Annotated in this window: 18 protein-coding genes and 1 tRNA gene; 15 read left to right on the top strand and 4 right to left on the bottom strand. The window is 49.4% G+C overall.

The features are described from left to right. Positions 1-30 precede the first annotated feature (30 nt). Both HMPREF9441_RS08630 and HMPREF9441_RS08625 read left to right on the top strand, forming a co-directional pair. The gene (locus HMPREF9441_RS08630) at positions 31-2,667 is read left to right on the top strand and encodes a hypothetical protein (protein ID WP_244949700.1); all 2,637 of its coding nucleotides are present in this window, start codon (positions 31-33) and stop codon (positions 2,665-2,667) included. Positions 2,668-2,728: 61 nt separating this feature from the next. Further along, positions 2,729-4,798: a hypothetical protein gene (locus tag HMPREF9441_RS08625; RefSeq protein WP_244949699.1), complete on the top strand. Its 2,070-nt coding sequence runs from the start codon at positions 2,729-2,731 to the stop codon at positions 4,796-4,798. 91 nt (positions 4,799-4,889) lie between these two features. Here the strand turns inward: HMPREF9441_RS08625 and HMPREF9441_RS08620 are convergent, their stop codons facing one another. Both HMPREF9441_RS08620 and HMPREF9441_RS08615 read right to left on the bottom strand, forming a co-directional pair. Beyond that, entirely contained in the window at positions 4,890-5,582 is a 693-nt protein-coding gene (locus tag HMPREF9441_RS08620; protein ID WP_230315486.1) for a hypothetical protein, read from the bottom strand. A gap of 82 nt (positions 5,583-5,664) precedes the next feature. Beyond that, positions 5,665-5,738, bottom strand: a tRNA-Thr gene (locus HMPREF9441_RS08615). Between the two features lie 285 nt (positions 5,739-6,023). On the opposite strand from HMPREF9441_RS08615, the gene HMPREF9441_RS08610 reads away from it, so the two are divergent. Genes HMPREF9441_RS08610 through HMPREF9441_RS08560 form a run of 11 tightly spaced genes read left to right on the top strand, consistent with a single transcriptional unit; the run spans position 6,024 to position 15,838 of the window. Continuing rightward, the gene (locus HMPREF9441_RS08610; RefSeq protein WP_008620199.1) at positions 6,024-6,584 is read left to right on the top strand and encodes a DUF4199 domain-containing protein; all 561 of its coding nucleotides are present in this window, start codon (positions 6,024-6,026) and stop codon (positions 6,582-6,584) included. Positions 6,585-6,586: 2 nt separating this feature from the next. Beyond that, positions 6,587-7,540: a glycosyltransferase family 2 protein gene (locus HMPREF9441_RS08605; RefSeq protein ID WP_008620197.1), complete on the top strand. Its 954-nt coding sequence runs from the start codon at positions 6,587-6,589 to the stop codon at positions 7,538-7,540. Positions 7,541-7,558: 18 nt separating this feature from the next. Beyond that, positions 7,559-8,059, top strand: coding sequence for a DUF6452 family protein (locus HMPREF9441_RS08600; RefSeq protein ID WP_008620195.1), 501 nt, complete (start codon positions 7,559-7,561; stop codon positions 8,057-8,059). Beyond that, complete coding sequence (locus HMPREF9441_RS08595; RefSeq protein ID WP_009392507.1) at positions 8,016-8,717, top strand: DUF6048 family protein; 702 nt, start codon at positions 8,016-8,018, stop codon at positions 8,715-8,717. The genes HMPREF9441_RS08600 and HMPREF9441_RS08595 overlap by 44 nt, the downstream gene beginning before the upstream one ends. Positions 8,718-8,739: 22 nt before the next feature. Beyond that, a complete protein-coding gene (locus HMPREF9441_RS08590) occupies positions 8,740-9,318 on the top strand; it encodes a manganese efflux pump MntP (protein ID WP_008620192.1) in 579 nt (192 codons plus the stop codon). After that, positions 9,309-10,340, top strand: a complete 1,032-nt coding sequence (locus HMPREF9441_RS08585; RefSeq protein ID WP_008620191.1) for an FAD:protein FMN transferase — start codon at positions 9,309-9,311, stop codon at positions 10,338-10,340. The genes HMPREF9441_RS08590 and HMPREF9441_RS08585 overlap by 10 nt, the downstream gene beginning before the upstream one ends. 11 nt (positions 10,341-10,351) lie before the next feature. Further along, entirely contained in the window at positions 10,352-11,026 is a 675-nt protein-coding gene (locus tag HMPREF9441_RS08580; RefSeq protein WP_008620190.1) for a Crp/Fnr family transcriptional regulator, read from the top strand. A gap of 17 nt (positions 11,027-11,043) precedes the next feature. After that, complete coding sequence (locus HMPREF9441_RS08575) at positions 11,044-13,122, top strand: M3 family metallopeptidase (RefSeq protein WP_008620189.1); 2,079 nt, start codon at positions 11,044-11,046, stop codon at positions 13,120-13,122. 7 nt (positions 13,123-13,129) lie between these two features. Continuing rightward, the gene (locus HMPREF9441_RS08570) at positions 13,130-13,579 is read left to right on the top strand and encodes a deoxycytidylate deaminase (RefSeq protein ID WP_008620188.1); all 450 of its coding nucleotides are present in this window, start codon (positions 13,130-13,132) and stop codon (positions 13,577-13,579) included. A gap of 14 nt (positions 13,580-13,593) precedes the next feature. Next, positions 13,594-15,243, top strand: a complete 1,650-nt coding sequence (locus HMPREF9441_RS08565; RefSeq protein WP_008620187.1) for a S41 family peptidase — start codon at positions 13,594-13,596, stop codon at positions 15,241-15,243. A 58-nt stretch (positions 15,244-15,301) separates the two neighbouring features. Continuing rightward, positions 15,302-15,838, top strand: coding sequence for a 5-formyltetrahydrofolate cyclo-ligase (locus HMPREF9441_RS08560; protein WP_008620185.1), 537 nt, complete (start codon positions 15,302-15,304; stop codon positions 15,836-15,838). Between the two features lie 7 nt (positions 15,839-15,845). On the opposite strand, the gene HMPREF9441_RS08555 is transcribed toward HMPREF9441_RS08560, so the two are convergent. Together HMPREF9441_RS08555 and recF are read right to left on the bottom strand one after the other, a co-directional pair. Further along, a complete protein-coding gene (locus HMPREF9441_RS08555) occupies positions 15,846-16,136 on the bottom strand; it encodes a DUF721 domain-containing protein (protein ID WP_008620184.1) in 291 nt (96 codons plus the stop codon). Further along, positions 16,133-17,230: a DNA replication/repair protein RecF gene (gene recF, locus HMPREF9441_RS08550; RefSeq protein ID WP_008620182.1), complete on the bottom strand. Its 1,098-nt coding sequence runs from the start codon at positions 17,228-17,230 to the stop codon at positions 16,133-16,135. The genes HMPREF9441_RS08555 and recF overlap by 4 nt, the downstream gene beginning before the upstream one ends. A gap of 177 nt (positions 17,231-17,407) precedes the next feature. Here recF and HMPREF9441_RS08545 point away from each other — a divergent pair, with 177 nt between their 5' ends. Continuing rightward, positions 17,408-18,085 carry a tetratricopeptide repeat protein gene (locus tag HMPREF9441_RS08545; protein ID WP_008620179.1) on the top strand — a complete coding sequence of 226 codons (678 nt, stop codon included), beginning with the start codon at positions 17,408-17,410 and terminating at the stop codon, positions 18,083-18,085. A gap of 22 nt (positions 18,086-18,107) precedes the next feature. Next, positions 18,108-18,602, top strand: coding sequence for a 6,7-dimethyl-8-ribityllumazine synthase (gene ribH / locus HMPREF9441_RS08540; RefSeq protein ID WP_008620175.1), 495 nt, complete (start codon positions 18,108-18,110; stop codon positions 18,600-18,602). Positions 18,603-18,651: the final 49 nt, after the last annotated feature.

The following is an 18,651-nucleotide window of genomic DNA, read 5'->3' as shown; positions in this document are numbered from 1 at the left end:
CATATCACCATGTATAAAACGAATTTCTATATGATTATACGCCGCCTGCTATTCCTGCTGTTCATCGTAGCGGTCCATATCCCCGCAGAAGCCCAGGTGAAGAACATCAATATCACGGTCCGCAAAGCGGAAGACCTGAACAGCAAGGATGTAGCCCCTTGGCCGAATGTCATCGTATATGGCTTTTTCAACGCGAGCAAGGCCAACGCCTTCGTGAAGAAAAGCCAGGAGGCGGAAGCCAACGGCTCGACCTATGTTCCACAGTCAGAATCGGAGTACGACGCTTTGGGCGAGACCGACCAGGACGGCTACTGCCTGATGCAGCTTCCATTGACGGGCTATATCGTCGTGAAACCGGAGGGGGCCACCCTCGTGAAACGGGAATTGCGCGGCATGATGGACATCAAAGTGACCTGCCTGGCCGCCAAGCAGATGGGCACGGTGACCAAAACCGCCAAACGCAAACGGAAGAATGAGCCGCAAATCCCCAACATGTGCGGCAACCGCATGGTGGTCGGTCCTTTCTACTATTATCTGTCGACCGACGACACGGACGACAAATCACGCATCATCGTCAGCCCCGTGGTCAAGGCGATTCCCATCAGCGAAGAGGTGAACCTGGACGAGAATGAGGAAGAAGGCAACGGCGAGATAGTGGGTCATCTGGTTCCCTTCGTGAAAGACGGCGAAGATTTCCAGAGAGGCAACCTGCGCCGCATGGGCTTCGACGAAACCCGCGACCCCTTGTTCAAATACCGCGAAGGGACGTTCATGCGTTCCCATGTGGAAGATTCCCTGCTCATCCACTTCGTTCTGGAACCCGTAGACCGCAATACGCGTTACCGGGTGGATGCCCTTCAGGCCTACGGCATGAATTCCAACACCCCCTACCGGCAGGACAGCGTCTGCCTGAGCGAGGGTTACGTAAAAGACCCTATGCGCTTCTTGGATTACAGCCTCATCGAGCTTCCCATCAACCGCGAGCGTTATGCACGAAGAGGACGGGCGGAATTCAGTAAAGACCACGAAAAGCTCGATTTGAAATTCGTGGTAGGAGAAGCACGCCTCGACCCGACAGACACGTTGAACTTCAAACAAATGAACCAACTCAAAGACAACATGTCGCGCTATATGGGTGCCGATGCGGGCATCACCAGTGCGGTCATCCACGGGTCGGCCTCGCCCGAAGGAGGACAAGCCATCAATGCCCGGCTCTGCCGCGAACGTGCGGAATACCTGCGCGGCGAATTGAGCCGTTTCCCTGCCTTGCAGGATGCCCGCCGTACGGGCGAAATCAAAACCACCCACAAGGTGGCCACATGGACTGATGTGGCGAACCTCTTGGAAGCCGACTCGCTAAAAGAAGAGGCTGCCAGTGTGCGGGCCGTACTCTCCACGACGAAAGACATGGGGCGGCAGGAGGCCGCCATCCGTAAACTGCCGTGCTGGAGCATCATCGAACAGCAGATCCTGCCGCAATTGCGCATCGTGGACATCGAATACCAATACTACACCAACCGCGTGAAAACACGCGAAGAGATATGGGAACTCTACCAGACCGATCCCGGATACCGCGCCGGGCAAAAACAAGTACCTTACGAGTTCTACGAACTGCTCGACATGATTAAAGACCCGAAGGAAAAGGAGACCATAGCCCGGGCCGCCTACACATCGGTCAAAGACGAGGACGGCCTGCGCCAATGGCCGTTGGCCGCCTACGAACTGGCCCGGTGTTATGCCCAACGCGGCGTGGCGGACACCAACCTGCTCAAACCTTACATCGACGTGCAACTGAATTTGGAATACCACAAACAAAAAATGGACGACTTCGGCAACGCAAGCTGGCAGGGATGGTACAACGACGAAGCCATCGTCACATCCCACATCAAGATGCTGGCCAACGCCGGTGCCTTCGCCTCGGCCTATCGCGTAGCGGAAATGCTCCTGCCTGACGGCAAACCGGAATATCGCAGACTGAAAATGTTCCTTCGCTGCCTGAACTGCGAATGGAACGACCCGGAGGTCATGGATACCGTATCAAACTCCTCATATTGGAACAAAATCGTCATATTGGCGGCGCAGGAAGACCCCGGATGCTGGGGCACTGCGCTCTACATGCTGGACGATGCCACACAAGTAGACCCCGCCGACCCAAGGGCGCTTTACCTCAAGGCACAACTACGCTTTAACTTGGATGCACCTAAACGTACCACGACGGGATACATGGACGACAATTTCATGTTCGATGAGTTCTTCGAACCATCGGACGATGACCCCACGGTGAACAGGCTCGGTGATAAACGTATGGACTGGGGGTTACCGATGGTGCAATGCTGCCTGAAGGATGAGCGCAACCTGAAACACATGCTCAACGACGGCACATTCAACAAGGACTACCGCAAAGCGTTCAAAAAATACTGGAAAAAACTCAAAGCCGACCCGGAACAATGCCGCAAGATATTGGCTGATTTGGAGAAGTCCGCAGCCCCTCAGCAAGCAGTGCAGCCCGCAGCATCCGGAGATGCCGGCGCACCCGCCACCACCCCATCTGCCGGTCCGGCATCCGGAACGGAAAGCCCGACCGACAGTGCTGCCACGGCCAGTCCGCCAGTCGTGCCGACACCCGTGCCGGTACAACAACCCGCCGCAACACCCATGGAGGAATGAAATGAATATGAAAAAGGCATTATAGAACCAGGGCGACACAATATAACGAATACAAGACAAGATGATGTACGGAAAATATAAAATAATATGCACATGCCTGTGCCTGTGGTACATGTCACCGGGACAGGCGCACACGATGGTGACAGCGGTACGGCCTGTTGTGGAAGCACCGGACAGCACGGCGACATCCTCCACACCGGAAGCAGCCGACACCACAGCGGTACAGCCCGTCAAGGAAACTCCGGTTTCCACGGCGGTATCCACCTCCTCCAAACCCAAACTGGACCACACCGTGGACTTCAACCCCTTGGACTACCTGTACCCAGACCGTTATGTGGAAAAAGGCGATACTTTCCGCAACCGTTTCCTTGACCATCTGTACGTAGGATTCACGACAGGCTTCTCGCAAGTCGCCCCGAAAGGCCGACGGGCCATGAAGAACGGAATACCTTTCGGCGGTGTGGCCGGATATGACTTCAACCGGCTACACGGCCTACGCGCCACACTATTGCACACGAACTATGACATGAAGGACGGCGATGGCACCGTGAAACAATGGGAAACCGATATAGACTATGTATTCCATCTGTCCGATTACCTTTATGGCTACGACAAACGACGCATATTCCGCATCTCTCCTACTCTCGGCGTGGGCTATATACATTCCGTTTTCCAAGGAGAGCGCGCTTCCATTTTTAAAGGACAGGCAGGCATAAACGTCGGTATAGGTCTCGGACGCAATGCCAAATTCTTCATAGAACCATTCTTTTCCGCACTGACCGACCAAGCCGACCATTCCGGCCATACGAACGTGTCAAAGTATGACATACAATATGGCGTGAAAGCCGGTCTGACAGTCAATATGGACAATACCAATGACTTTTATAACAGCGACGTGGTCTATACACGCGGATTTTTCTACGAACTGGCACAGGGTGTGACTTTTTATGACAGCGATGACTTGGGCTTCTTCAAAACGACCGGTACGGGCTACAAGATTTCCGTGGGCCGGTGGTTCGACCCCATCGTGGGACTCCGCCTCTCGGCCACGGCTTCCGAATATTATTGGAGCTACAACACCACAGCGGCCACCGAAGCCCGCCCCTCCTACGAGACACGTTACAAAGGCAGCATGTTTGCCGGACGGCTCGAAGGATTGGTCAATCCTCTCAACTTCTTCCCCTATTGGCGGCAAGTACGCCATCCGTTTGAGATGAATATCGCCGTGGGAGGCGAATACGGTTGGCTGACCAAATACATCCCGGGAACGGACAACGGCCTGAAATGCAACTACGCCGGTTTCACGGGTGCCGCCACTTTCCTGTACAGCATGGACAAAGAGACTTCTTTTTTCGTGGAGCCCCGTGTGGTTGTGGCCAATTTCCGTGAACCATACGTGAATGTGGCTCGCGAAGCGTCCTTCACCGAAACTTCGGCCTCCATATCGCTCGGCGTGCGCGTCTGTGCAGCCAACCGGAAAGAACGCGCCTCGTGGCCCCCTTATATCTTCGAGCCACGCCTGTTCTCCGGCGTGCAAGTAGGAGGGTTAAAACACATGCGTTCGGTGAACACCGTGGGTGACTTCGCCCTGAACTACTCGGGACAGTTTTACGTAGGCTACCACCTCGGGCCTTACGTCTCGCTCAAGGCTGCCATAGAGTATGAAACCCTCAACGAAAACAAGTATGGGAGTTATGTGGTGGATTTCATGGGCGTGGAAAAACAATTCACCGCACTATGGCAATACCGCTACAACCTGCTGAACATCAAACTGGCCTATATGCTTAATTTATCCAACGTCTACCAGAAATATGACTTAAACCGGAAGTTCAACCTCTTCGTGGAAGGCGGTGCCTTGTACAGCAAGTGCATGTCGGACAATGCCCGGATATACAGCGGCGAACTCGAAGTGGGTTCCTCCCCCCGTCCCCTGTCCGCCGCGAACCCTGGCGGAGCACCTGCATTGTTGCTCGGTGCCGTGGCGCAATACCGTATCAACGACCAATGGAGCCTGCTACTCGAACCGGAAGTCCATTATTACTTGAAAAACGGTTTCATCGGCGGTGAAGTGTTGTCACCGTTCAATGACGTAGTGGCCAAGGTCAGTCTCGGCACGAGCTACACATTCTAACAATTGTTTTTAGCACAAAAGAATATCTGTGAGGTTATCATTCATAAATTACATAATAAAAGACATCCCTTGGGCGGATGTCTTTATTTTTTCACGATATGCTCTTCATGACCCTACAGAAACTCTCGAACGAAGCATCGAGGCATCCTAACTGATAAGGAGCGAGATGCAAGGAGAAGGTACCCTTCACCGATGTCAGGTCGAAATATAGCTTGGCCACGCTGGCCAGATTGAACGACAAGGCATCACCTTTTTTCATCAGGAACTGGCAACAACGCACTAAGAAATCACGTTCATGCTCCAACTGACGCATACACTGGAACAATAAATAATAACAGGCCATTCCTCGGCCCTGCAACAAATATTGCACACGTTCGCGCGGCATATCTACATGAAGGCTTCCGAATAAATAAGACAATTCCTCCGTATCTTCCCCGAATATTTCCACCATAAACCGGATAAATTTGGCACGGTCCAATTCCGTCCCGGCATCGTTCAGGAACTTCGCTACCGGCACATAGCCATCTTGCCGCAATGTAAAACCGGATTTTTGCTTCCGAAGAGGAACAGACTTGAGCAAAGTCACCAAAAAAGCTTTGGAATGGTACACCAAAAGGAAACGAAACGCCTCCCAAAACACCGTATCCGGCACACGAGGCATAATTTGTACGCTGATGATTTCACCGGCCATACGGAACTCTCGATGGGACAAGCTGTCCAGATACACAGCCAATCCGTCCCAGTCGCCCGCCTCGAAATAGGATTCAAGACGTGCTAAAATCAATGGATTATAATATTTTCCATACGCCATAAGCCCGATAAAATAAAAAGGCGAAACTTTTCCGGTTTCGCCTTTGTGCTTTTTGAGCCTCTTGTCGGATTCGAACCAACGACCCCGAGATTACAAATCACGTGCTCTGGCCAACTGAGCTAAAGAGGCGGGTGGGAAAGCTTACTGCATCGCGCCGCTACAACCAACTACCCTTGCTGCGATCAAGCCCTGGGGGATTCGAAGGGAGCTGGCCGTACAGGACTTTCCCGTTTGCGGTTGCAAAGGTAGGAACTTTTTCTTTCCGTTCCAAACATTAGTATATACTTTTTTAATGCACTCCTGAAATAAAACTCATTTTCAACCGCTTAGATTTTACAAAAATAAAGAAGTTTAGTTCACTGTATTCCGCTAATTTTTCGTATTTTTGCACGCTAATATGTAATATATATCATAATGAATGCAATAAGCTACAAGCAACTCCGTGCTTTTGCCGCCCAATACGGTGCCGTGGTGGGTCTGATGTGGATTGTCAGTTTTGCTTTTTATATTATCGGGCTGACCCGTCCGCTCGTAGGCAACGTGGGGCTCATCATCGGATTGTTGTCCGTGGTGACAGCCGGTTTCCTGATACGGAAGTTCAGAGGTGAAGTGTTTCCCCTTCGTTTCGGCCAGTCGTGGTGGATGGCGACGCTGATTTTCATGTATGCCTCCTTGCTCATGGCAGTTGCCCAGTTTGTTTATTTCCGCTACATCGACAACGGATTGCTCCTCCAAACTTATTCCACCATCATGCAACAGCCCGAAGCTGTAGCCATGATGCAAAGCATGATGCCAGGAGAGGACGCGGCCGAAGTCAGCCGCCAAGTCATAGACCTACTTAAAAGTATCTCTCCCATACAACTGACTTTCGAATTCTTAGTATATAATCTCATGTTCGGCTTCCTGCTGGCCATCCCCACCGCGTGGATCGGATTGAGCGGAAAGAGCCGTACGACTCACAGTCAAAACCGATAAATATGGATATTTCAGTCGTAATTCCTCTCTTCAATGAAGAAGAATCCATTCCGGAATTATATTCATGGATTGAACGCGTAATGAATGCACACGGCTTCACATACGAAGTCATTTTCGTCAATGACGGCAGCACCGACCGTTCTTGGCTACTGATTGAAGACTTGCAGGAAAAGCATAGTTGCGTGAAAGGCATCAAATTCCGCCGTAACTATGGAAAAAGCCCCGCCTTATATTGCGGCTTCAAGAAAGCGGAGGGCGACGTGGTCATTACCATGGACGCCGACCTTCAAGACTCCCCCGACGAGATACCGGAACTTTACCGTATGATTGTGACAGACGGATTCGATTTGGTGTCGGGATACAAGCAAAAACGATATGACCCGTTGTCTAAAACGCTCCCTACCAAACTGTTCAACGCCACCGCACGCAAGGTCAGTGGTATCAAAAACCTGCACGATTTCAACTGCGGATTGAAAGCTTACCGCAAGGAAGTCGTGAAAAGCATTGAAGTCTATGGGGAAATGCACCGTTATATTCCTTATCTGGCCAAGAACGCCGGCTTCGATAAAATAGGGGAAAAGGTGGTACACCATCAGGCACGCAAGTACGGCAAGACCAAATTCGGCGGCCTGAACCGCTTCTTCAACGGTTATCTGGATCTGATTTCCCTTTGGTTCCTGTCTAAATTCGGGGTTAAACCGATGCACATCTTCGGCTTTTTAGGTTCCATCATGTTCATTTTAGGTTTTATCGCAGCCGGCGTCATCGGGGTCAACAAACTGTACGATATGTATTGCGGAAACTCCTACCGTCTGATTACCGACTCACCATACTTTTATATCGCCCTGACCACAATGATACTGGGCACGCAACTCTTCCTGACCGGCTTCTTGGGAGAACTCATCAGCCGCAATTCGCCGGAACGTAACAACTACTTGATTGAAAAAGAAATATAAAGATTACATCTTTTGAAGATGAAGAAACTAAAAGGTATAACCCGCACACTGGTTTGCATCGGTGTTTTCATTGCTGTCGCGGCCTGCGAATCTACCGACTGTCCGATAAACAATATCGTTTACAGTACGTATGGATTCTATGCCGCCACGGATGAAGGGGAAAGCAAAATCCAAGTGTTGGACACACTGACGGTCACAGCAGCCGGAACGGATTCCATTTTGATCAATCGTCTGGTACGAGGAAGTGAGGTGGAACTTCCGGTAAGTTACAGTGCAGCAACCGACACGCTCATCTTTCACTTTACTGATACGACGAGCCGTACACGGAGAGACACCATTTGGATTGACAAAGAAAATATTCCGCATTACGAATCCCCTACTTGTCCGGCTTCGATGTTCCACCATGTGACCGCCGTTCGCTGGACCCGACTGCTTGTAGACTCCGTTTCGATTGTAAATCCGAACATCAATTATAATGTATCCGAAAATTTCAAAATATATTTCCGTAGCGGTAATTAGCTTGCTTCTTCCTTTCGCATCGTACGCCCAACAGACCGAAAGCGAGAAGGCCCAGCAAACCGTAGAAGACCTGACGAAGAAAGAAGCTCCCGTATTCGGAGGTGTGGCTCTGTCGGGCGACCTCGTAGGCGTTGTTATGAAATCCCTCAATTCGGATTACTCGCAAATGGAAGTGGCCGCACATTTGAATTTCAAGGAGAAATATTTTCCGGTTTTTGAATTGGGATATGGGGAAAGCAACTGTGAGGGTGAGGAAACTGGCAATACCTACAAAACCAAGGCACCTTATTTCCGCATCGGTATGGACTACAACTTTACTAAAAAGTGGTACACGGGCAATCGGTTGTATTTAGGCATACGTTATGCTTTCACGTCTTTCAAATACGATATAAGTTCTCCGGGATTCGCCGATCCGGTGTGGGGAAACGAAGTCCCGTTCGTATTCAACGGGCTTTCGGCCAATTCCCATTGGGGAGAAATCGTCTTCGGCATAGAAACACGAATATGGAAAATTTTCCACTTAGGATGGAATGTACGCTATAAAATCCGTATGAGCCACAGCGAGGCTCTGCAAGGTTCTCCGTGGTATGTGCCCGGTTTCGGTAAATACGGCAATTCATGTATCGGCGGTACTTTCAACATCATATTCGACATTTAAACCCAGGCAAAAACATGCAAACATGTACATCACAGAGGCTATATTGTTAGGACTGGCACTCGCCATGGATTGCTTTGCCGTAAGCATCACCTCGGGTGCAATCGTCAAGCACATCGTCTTGCGCCCCATGCTGACCATGATTCTTTCGTTCGGCCTCTTTCAGGGAGCAATGGTCTTGGCCGGATGGTATGTCAGCACGCTCTTCAGCCGTATTCTGGCTCCCATAGACCATTGGATTGCTTTCGGATTGCTCTCTGCCATCGGCATCCAGATGATTCGGGAAGGCTTCGGAAAAAAAGAAGAAACCAAATTCGACCCGCTAAGTTATAAAGTCATCCTGACACTGGCCGTAGCCACAAGCATAGATGCCATGGCCGTAGGGGTTTCCATGGCTTTTATGCAAATAGGCAGCAGTTGGGACACCATCGCTATTCCGACCGTCCTCATTGCCGCCATCTCGTCTGCCCTTACCATAGCCGGATTGGGAACAGGCATATTCATCGGACGCAAGATCCCATGCTCCATAGCCCCCGTCGGAGGTCTTATCCTGATAGGTATCGGTATTAAAATCATTATAGAACATTTAGGTTTATGCTCATGAACGATAAAAGAAAAAAACTACGCTGGCAACTGCCTTTTCTCATCCTGCTGGTTATCGGCACGATATATGCCATACGCAGCCCACATTCCAACATTCCTTTCCAACGGGAAGAAGGAGCCATTTTCGGCACGTTTTACCACGTAACCTACCAATGCGATTCGAGTCTGCAAAAGGAAATCGAAGCCGAATTACGAAAAGTGGATGTCTCTCTCTCCCCCTTCAATAAAGAATCGGTCATTAGCCGAATCAACCGGAATGAGGAAGTTACCCCGGACAGCATGTTCGTCCACGTATTCCAACTGGCCAAAACCATCAGCGAACATACCTACGGCGCATTCGACATAACCGTCGCACCGTTGGTCAATGCCTGGGGGTTCGGCTTCAAAAACGGGCAGGACCTTACTCCTGCACAAATCGACAGCATTCTTTCGTTCGTAGGATTTGAAAAGGTGGCTTTGGAAAACGGAAAGATTGTGAAACAGGATCCTCGGGTAATATTGGATTGCAGTGCCATTGCCAAAGGATACGGCAGTGATGCGGTAGCCCGCCTGTTCGACCGTAAAGGCATCCGGAACTACATGATTGAAATCGGAGGGGAAATCGTGGTGAAAGGTCTCAGTCCAAAAGAACAAAAATGGAAAGTGGGCATCAATAAGCCCATAGACGACTCATTGAATGTCAACAATGAAATCCAAACCATATTGAACGTCACGGACCTCGGTATTGCCACTTCCGGAAATTACCGTAACTTCTACTACAAAGATGGAAAAAAGTATGCACATACCATAGACCCGCACACAGGTTATCCTGTACAGCATTCCATTCTGTCGTCCACCGTACTGGCCAAAGACTGCGCTACCGCCGACGCATACGCTACGGCATTCATGGTTTTGGGATTGGAACAGGCTAAAAAGATATTGCAGTCCACTCCCGACATACAAGCTTACCTTATCTATGCGGACGAGAAAGGGAAGAACCAAGTGTACACAACCCCGGCCCTCCAAACGATGATGGACCGATAAAACAGACAGATATGGAAAACTTTACATTGGACACTTTGACCGCCCTCCCCTTGTTTCAAGGCATCGGAAAAAGTGAATTGACACAATTTTCCACGTCTGTCCCTCACCGGATCGTCCAATATGCCGAAGGAGAGAACCTGGCAGAACAGGACCACCCCTGCCGACAGTTGATACTGGCTTTCCGCGGTACCATCGGGATGCGTACCCGGTCGGACAACAACCGTTTCGCATTCTACGAACGGCTACAGTCGCCGGTAGCTCTACAACCGGAAGCTCTGTACGGCATTACTCCACGCTACACGCATACTTATACGGCACAGACAGACATACGCGCCCTGATCATTCCCAAAGACGGGGTAACCTTGTTGTTCAGCCGTTTCGAGGTATTCCGGCTTAACATGATCAACCTCTTGTCTACCTATATCTACCGTCAGGGAAGATGGCTATGGCATAACCTTTCAGGGAATACGGAGAAACGTATCGTCAATTTCATTCACTCCCGCAGCGTATACCCCGCCGGAGAAAAGATTTTGGAAATCAGCATGGAAGACCTTGGATTGCAAATCAATGAACCACGCATGAACGTGTCACGCGCTCTGAACCGTTTACAAAAAGAAAACTTAGTCTTATTAAAAAGAAGGAAAATTATCATACCGGCCTTGGAGAAATTGATTCAGGCCTCCTAAAAAATACAAATATCGACATGGACATCATACAAGAAAACAAAACCGAAGAAAGAAAAAATCCGTTTTTCAGCTCTTCCTACGGAACGCCTCACGACACGGCACCTTTCGACCGGATACACCTCGAAGATTACGAACCGGCTTTCATGGAAGGCATACGGCAAGATGACGAACTGACGGACACCATCATCCAAAATCCGGAACCGCCCACGTTCGACAACACCATATCATTCAGCGTCCCCGACAACCTGCTGAGCCGGGTGAGCAATGTGTTCTTCAACCTGCTGAGTGCAGAAACCAACGACGAGATGGACGAGTTGGCACAGAAAATGTCACCGATATTGACGGAACATGCCAACAACATCCTGCTGAACGAGAAACTGTTCGCCCGGATAAAGGCCGTGTACGAAAACCACCGTGAATTGACGCCTGAAGAACAAATGCTTTTAGACAAGAGTTACGACGGCTTCATACGCAACGGAGCTAACCTTCCGGCCGAGGACAAAGAAAAGTTCCGCGCACTCAGCAAGGAACTGAGCCAGTTGACTTTGCAATTCTCACAGAATAATCTGAAAGAAACCAACAATTTCCAACTCCACCTGACAGACGAAAAGGATTTGGCCGGCCTTCCGGAATCTGCTGTCGAAGCTGCCGCATTGGCTGCCAAGGAAAAGGATTTGGAGGGATGGGTCTTCACCCTGCACGCCCCGAGCTACAATCCGTTCATGACCTACGCCGACAATCGGGAACTCCGCCGGAAAATGTATATGGCACGGAATACCATCTGCACGCACGACAACGAATACAACAACCTTGAAATCGTCAAGCGTATCGTCAACCTGCGACGCGAACGGGCACAACTGTTGGGCTACCCCACCTACGCCGACTTCGTATTGAAAAAACGTATGGCAGAAAACAGCCGGAATGTTTACCAACTGTTGAACGACTTGTTGGAAGCTTACCTGCCCACGGCACGGGAAGAAGTGAAAGAAGTGGAGAGAAAGGCCCGTGAAAAAGAAGGAGAGGATTTCGTCCTGCAACCTTGGGATTTCGGTTATTATGCCCATAAATTACAACTGGAGAAGTACAATCTGGATGCCGAAATGCTACGCCCGTATTTCGAACTGTCACGCGTCAAACAAGGCGTCTTCGGACTGGCTTCCCGCCTGTACGGTATCACCTTCAAGGAGAATACCGACATTCCGGTATACCATCCGGACGTGACGGCATACGAAGTGTTTGACAAAGACGGAACTTTCTTAGCCGTATTGTACACGGATTTCCATCCCCGGAAAGGCAAACAAAGCGGTGCCTGGATGACTTCCTACAAAGACCAGTGGATAGACGAGGAAGGCATCAATCATCGTCCTCATGTGTCCGTCACCATGAATCTGACCAAGCCGACAGAGAGCAAACCGGCCTTACTCACTTTAGGAGAGGTAGAAACATTCCTACACGAATTTGGACATGCCTTACACGGCATATTCGCCAATACGCGCTTCGAAAGTCTCAGCGGTACGAGTGTCTATTGGGATTTTGTGGAACTTCCGTCACAAATTATGGAAAATTTTGCCGTAGAACGCGATTTTTTAAATACCTTTGCCCAACACTACCAGACGGGTGAACCGCTTCCGGAAGAGTTTATCGACCGGATTATCAAGAGTCGCAATTTCAACGCGGCTTATGCTTGTATCCGCCAGGTCAGTTTCGGTCTGTTGGACATGGCTTATTATACACAGGACAAACCTTTCGAGGAAGACGTGCTTTCGTTTGAAAAACGCGCGTGGGAAGCGGCACAGTTGTTGCCGCAACCGGAAGAGACCTGTATGAGCGTACAGTTCGGACATATCATGTCCGGAGGCTATGCAGCCGGATATTACAGTTACAAATGGGCGGAAGTCCTGGATGCGGACGCCTTCTCCCTGTTCAAGGAAAAAGGTATATTCAACCGGGAGGTAGCACAAAGTTTCCGCGACAATATCCTGTCGAAGGGAGGCACGGAACCTCCTATGACATTATATAAACGGTTCCGCGGACAAGCCCCCACCATAGACGCCCTGCTACAACGAAACGGTTTCAAACCCATAAACAAAGCTTGAGAGAAACATGAAAACTCCGGAAGAAAAAAAGCATGAATTGGACCTGCGCTATTTGCGTATGGCCCGGATATGGGCGGAAAACAGTTACTGTGAACGACGCAAAGTAGGAGCCCTCATCGTGAAAGACAAAATGATTATTTCCGATGGCTACAACGGCACACCGGCAGGATTCGAAAACGTGTGCGAAGACGAAAACCATCTGACCAAACCCTACGTACTACATGCCGAAGCCAATGCCATCACCAAGATCGCACGGTCTGGAAACAACAGCGAAGGAGCCACCTTGTACGTCACAGACGCTCCTTGTATCGAATGCTCCAAGCTTATCATACAGTCCGGCATCAAGAGGGTTTTTTATGCCCGACAATACCGGCTAACAGACGGTATCGACCTGCTCCAAAGAGCCGGTATAGAAGTACATTACCTACCATTGGACACTCCGACAGAAGAACTTTAAAAAAACATGTATTTATGAATCAGAATAGTTCATCGCGATTTACGCCTATCCTATTGGCATTATGCCTTGTGGCAGGAATATTGATAGGAACGTTCTATGCCAACCATTTCTCGGGAAACCGGCTGAACATCATCAATACGAACAGTAACAAGGTGAACGACTTGTTGCGTATCATCGACGACCAATATGTAGACACGGTCAATATGACCGAACTCGTGGAGCAAGCCATGCCCCGCATATTGGCGGAATTGGATCCGCACTCGGGCTATATCCGAGCCAAAGACGCGGAAGCCTCGGTGGAAAGCCTGAAAGGAAGTTTCTCCGGTATCGGGGTATCATTCACCAAACAAAACGATACGGCACGTATCATCAGTGTCATTAAAGGCGGGCCTTCTGAAAAGGTAGGATTGCTGGCAGGAGACCGTATTGTCAATGTGGACGGAAAAGACATCACGGCCAAAGAAATCACGGCCGAAGACTGCATGAAACTCATGAAGGGCAAAAAAGGAACCAAAGTAAAATTAGGCATCCAGCGCATGGGAGAGAAGAAGCCCCTCTACTACACCATCACACGAGGTGACATTCCGGTACACAGCATAGAAGCTACTTACATGCTTACCCCCGAAACCGGATATGTCAAAATCAAAAGTTTCAGCGAAACGACCTACCCCGAGTTATTGGTCGCTTTGGCCGAACTGAATCAAAAAGGCTTTAAAAACCTGGTCATAGACCTGCGTGATAACACAGGGGGAATCATGCAGACCGCCATACAAATGGCCAACATCTTCTTACCCAAGAACCGTTTGATTCTCTACACGGAGGGACGCAAATTTCCTCGTGAAGAATACAAAAGCGACGGACGCGGGGCCTTCCCCAATCTGCCCCTGACGGTATTGGTCAACGAGGGGTCGGCATCGGCCAGCGAAATCTTCGCCGGTGCCATACAAGACAATGACAGGGGGACGATCATAGGCCGCCGTACGTATGGGAAAGGATTGGTACAGCAACCCATAGAATTCCGTGACGGCAGCATGATTCGCCTGACTATCGCGCGGTATTACACACCTTCGGGACGGTGCATCCAAAAGCCTTACGAAAAAGGACACGGAGAGGAATATGAAAACGACCTGATAGAACGTTACGAACGTGGAGAGTTCTTCTCGCAGGACAGCATCAAGCAGAGCGGCCCTCAATTCAAGACACGCTTGGGACGCACGGTATACGGTAGCGGAGGCATCATGCCGGACATCTTCGTACCCGAAGACACTTCCGACGTGACTTCATACTACAAAGAAGCATTAATAAGCGGATTGATATACCAGTATGCGTTCAACTTCGCCGACAGCCATCGCCAGGAATTGAACGAACTGGAAACGAACGAAGAGCTCGTCCGTTATCTGGACCGGCAAAATATAGTCGGCAAATTTGCCGACTTCGCCCAACACAGAGGATTACGCCGGCGCAACCTGATGCTCTACAAGTCACGTAAACTTTTCAGAAAAAGCCTCTACGCCTCTATCATCAATAACGTAAAGGAAACAGAACAATTCTACGAATTCATCAACAGCGATGACGCTGTAGTAGAACGTGCAATTAAGGTTCTGGAGGAAGGAAAAGCTTTCCCGGAAGCTCCTCAAAAGGCACCCTCAGAAAATAAAAAATAAAAAATTATCGGGAAAGCTATGGCATCCTGCGATACCATAGCTTTCCCGAGTTTTGACTATGCTTATGGATAAAAAAGAACTAAGGACGCTTATCGCCCAGAATAAGAAAGAGACCTCACGGGCTGCCATACTCGATCTTTCAGGTCCTATTTTGAGACGTTTGGCGGTTCATCCGCGCTTTATCGCGGCACGTACCGTATTGCTATACCACTCATTGCCGGATGAAGTGGATACGCAAGATTTCGTACACTACTGGAGTTTGCGCAAATGTATATTACTCCCAACCGTAAAAGGAAAAGATATAGAATTGCACCGTTATGCTGCCGAGGACCACCTCGAAACGGGGGCTTTCGGCATTCAGGAATCTACGGGAGAGGTTTTCACTGATTACGCTTCCATTGATTTAGCCGTCATCCCGGGAGTGGCCTTCGATACAGAGGGGAATCGCTTGGGACGCGGACAAGGTTTTTACGACCGCTTACTGACGCGGTTGCAACATTACAATATATATAAAATAGGAGTTTGCTTCGATTTCCAGCGGGTAGAGCATGTTCCTACCGAGCCTCATGACATCCCTATGGACGAGATTCTTTGAGTCTTTGTCAACGGAACACAATACTCTGAATGACTTGTGCTCCCACGTATTCATTCAGTTTGCGCACCAATGCTTCCCGTCCCATCATCAGATTGGCTCTGAGAGCAGGCGACTTTAAATGAACGTATAACACCTGATTTTTCACGAAAACATCCCCAGTGTACCGGGCAATAGCCTGCCCCATCACTTCGGACCAAGCCGCCGCCATCCGGGTCTCATTCAACGGTGTCTCCAACCCTTCCTGCCGAAGATATTGCCGGATGATGTCGCCTATGCATTCCGCCTTGTTCCGTCTCATGCTTTGATTTCCCCGTTTTCCACATAAAAGAGCTTGTAGTCTTCGTCCGTCTTCTCCAAAATACGGTCCAGATGTTCACGATTGGTATCCGTCACGAAGATTTGCCCGAACTGTTCGCCGGAAACCAATTTGACAATCTGCTCCACGCGGTCGGCATCCAACTTGTCGAAAATATCGTCCAGCAACAATAAAGGAGTGGTACGGCTTCCCGTACGGCGCAAGAAATCAAACTGCGCCAACTTCAAAGCAATCAAATAGGTTTTGTTCTGCCCCTGAGAACCCTCCCGTTTTATCGGGAACTCTCCCAAGGTCATCTCCAAATCATCCTTATGGACACCATGCAGGGAATATCCCATAATCCGGTCCTTGGCACGGTCGCGACGAATGACGTCCAACAGTTCCCCACGCTGGCCATGCGAAATATAACGCAGTCCCACATGCTCTTTTCCACGGGAAATCCGCGCATAGAAATCCTGAAACACCGGAATGAATTCCTCCACGTAAGCCTTTCGCTTCTCGTATATCTTCTCCCCTTCCTGAGCCATCATTTCTTCCCATAGCCCCATCAAGGCTTCGTCGGGTTCTTCCTCCTGTTTCAACAATACGTTCCTCTGTTGCAAAGCCTTGTTGTAACGCACTAACGCGTCGAGATATTCATGGTCATATTGCACGATCACCATGTCCATAAAACGGCGGCGCTCCTCACTTCCCCCCGAAATCAAATCGGCATCGGCCGGAGAAACAAGCACTACCGGCACCAACCCGATATGCTCCGACAATCTTTTATACTCTTTCTTATTACGCTTAAAACGCTTTTTCTGTTTACGTTTCAATCCGCAATATACCTCTTCCGGCTCTCCCGACTCATGTTCGTACTCCCCCTGCAACATGAAGAAGTCTTCACCGTGCCGGATATTCTGGGAATCCACGGAATTGGTCGCACTCTTACAAAAGGAAAGAAAATACACAGCGTCCAGCAAATTGGTTTTTCCTTCACCGTTATGCCCGATGAAACAATTCATCTTCGGAGAGAAGGCCAACTCGGCCTGCGCTATGTTCTTATAATTCAAGACAGAAATTTTTTTCAGTATCATCCGTAGGTTTTCCCGTTAAATCACCCTGCAAAATTAAGGTTTATCCCCCGAATCCTAAAAATAATAGCCTATAAATTTCATCAAACGGGAGAAATTCGCTACTTTTGCTCCGCTTTATTCCCGTACCATGCACTACGGGACGAAAAACAGGAAATAATAATAAAACCATCAAATAAAATGACGAACAAAAAGACACAGCATGATTCACTCAACGTGGAACAGACTTTGATTTCTTCCGAGGCTTTCATCGACAAATACAAGAAGCCTATTATGTACGTTTTCATCGCCATCGTCGTATTGGTAGGCGGATACTTCCTTTATCGGAGTTTCGTAAGCGAACCGCGCGAGGCCAAAGCCAATGAACTGATGTTCAAAGGACAGCAATATTTTGCTTCGGACAACTACGAAAAGGCGTTGAACGGTGACGGACAAGGCTTTCCCGGTTTCTTGAAAATCGCAAACGACTACGGAAGCACGAAAGCCGGCAATCTGGCACAGCTCTATGCCGGATTAAGTTATGCCAAATTGGGTAAATATCAGGAAGCTGTTACCCGTCTGGAAGATTTCAAGAATTGCGGCGATGCCATGGTGTCTCCTGCTGCCATCGGTGCATTGGGCAACTGCTATGCAGAATTGGACCAATTAGACAAAGCGACTTCCACTTTATTGGAAGCAGCCAAAAAGGCAGACAATAACAGCCTCAGCCCGCTCTATCTGATTCAGGCCGGTGAGATTTTCGAATCGCAAGGAAAGAAAGACAAGGCTTTGGAATGCTACAAAGAGATCAAAACCAAGTATGTGAACTCTATGCAGTATGCCGAAATCGACAAATATATCGAACGCGTAAGCGAATAAAGTCCTAAAGCACAAAGCGAAAATGGCAACGAATTTACATAACTTGTCAGAATACGACCCCAAGTCCGTCCCCTCCGCCAAAGGCATGCGTTTCGGCATTGTGGTCAGCGAATGGAATCACCACATCACCGGTCCGTTGTTGGAAGGTGCGCAAACCACCTTGCTCAAACATGGAGTCAGCGAAGAAGATATTCTGGTCATGACCGTGCCGGGCAGTTTTGAATTGGTATTCGGTGCTGCTCAAATGGCAAAAAGCGGTAAAGTAGATGCCGTGATAGCCATCGGTTGCGTGATTCGCGGCGACACCCCTCACTTCGATTACATCTGTGAGGGAGCAACCCAAGGATTAGCTGAACTGAACACGACTGGCGACGTGCCTGTCATCTACGGTCTGCTCACTTGCAACAATTTGCAACAGGCACAAGACCGTGCTGGAGGCATTTTGGGAAACAAAGGCGACGAATGTGCCGTAACGGCCATTAAAATGGTGGACTACAAAAGACGCATCAAGGGCTAAAGCCATAACTTATATGAACGGCGGCCGTAATCTCTTAGGATTACGGCCG

The organism is Paraprevotella clara YIT 11840, from assembly GCF_000233955.1.
GTDB classification, from domain to species: domain Bacteria; phylum Bacteroidota; class Bacteroidia; order Bacteroidales; family Bacteroidaceae; genus Paraprevotella; species Paraprevotella clara.
The sequence above is the reverse complement of the archived record's forward strand: the minus strand, read 5'-3'. Positions and strand labels throughout refer to the sequence as shown.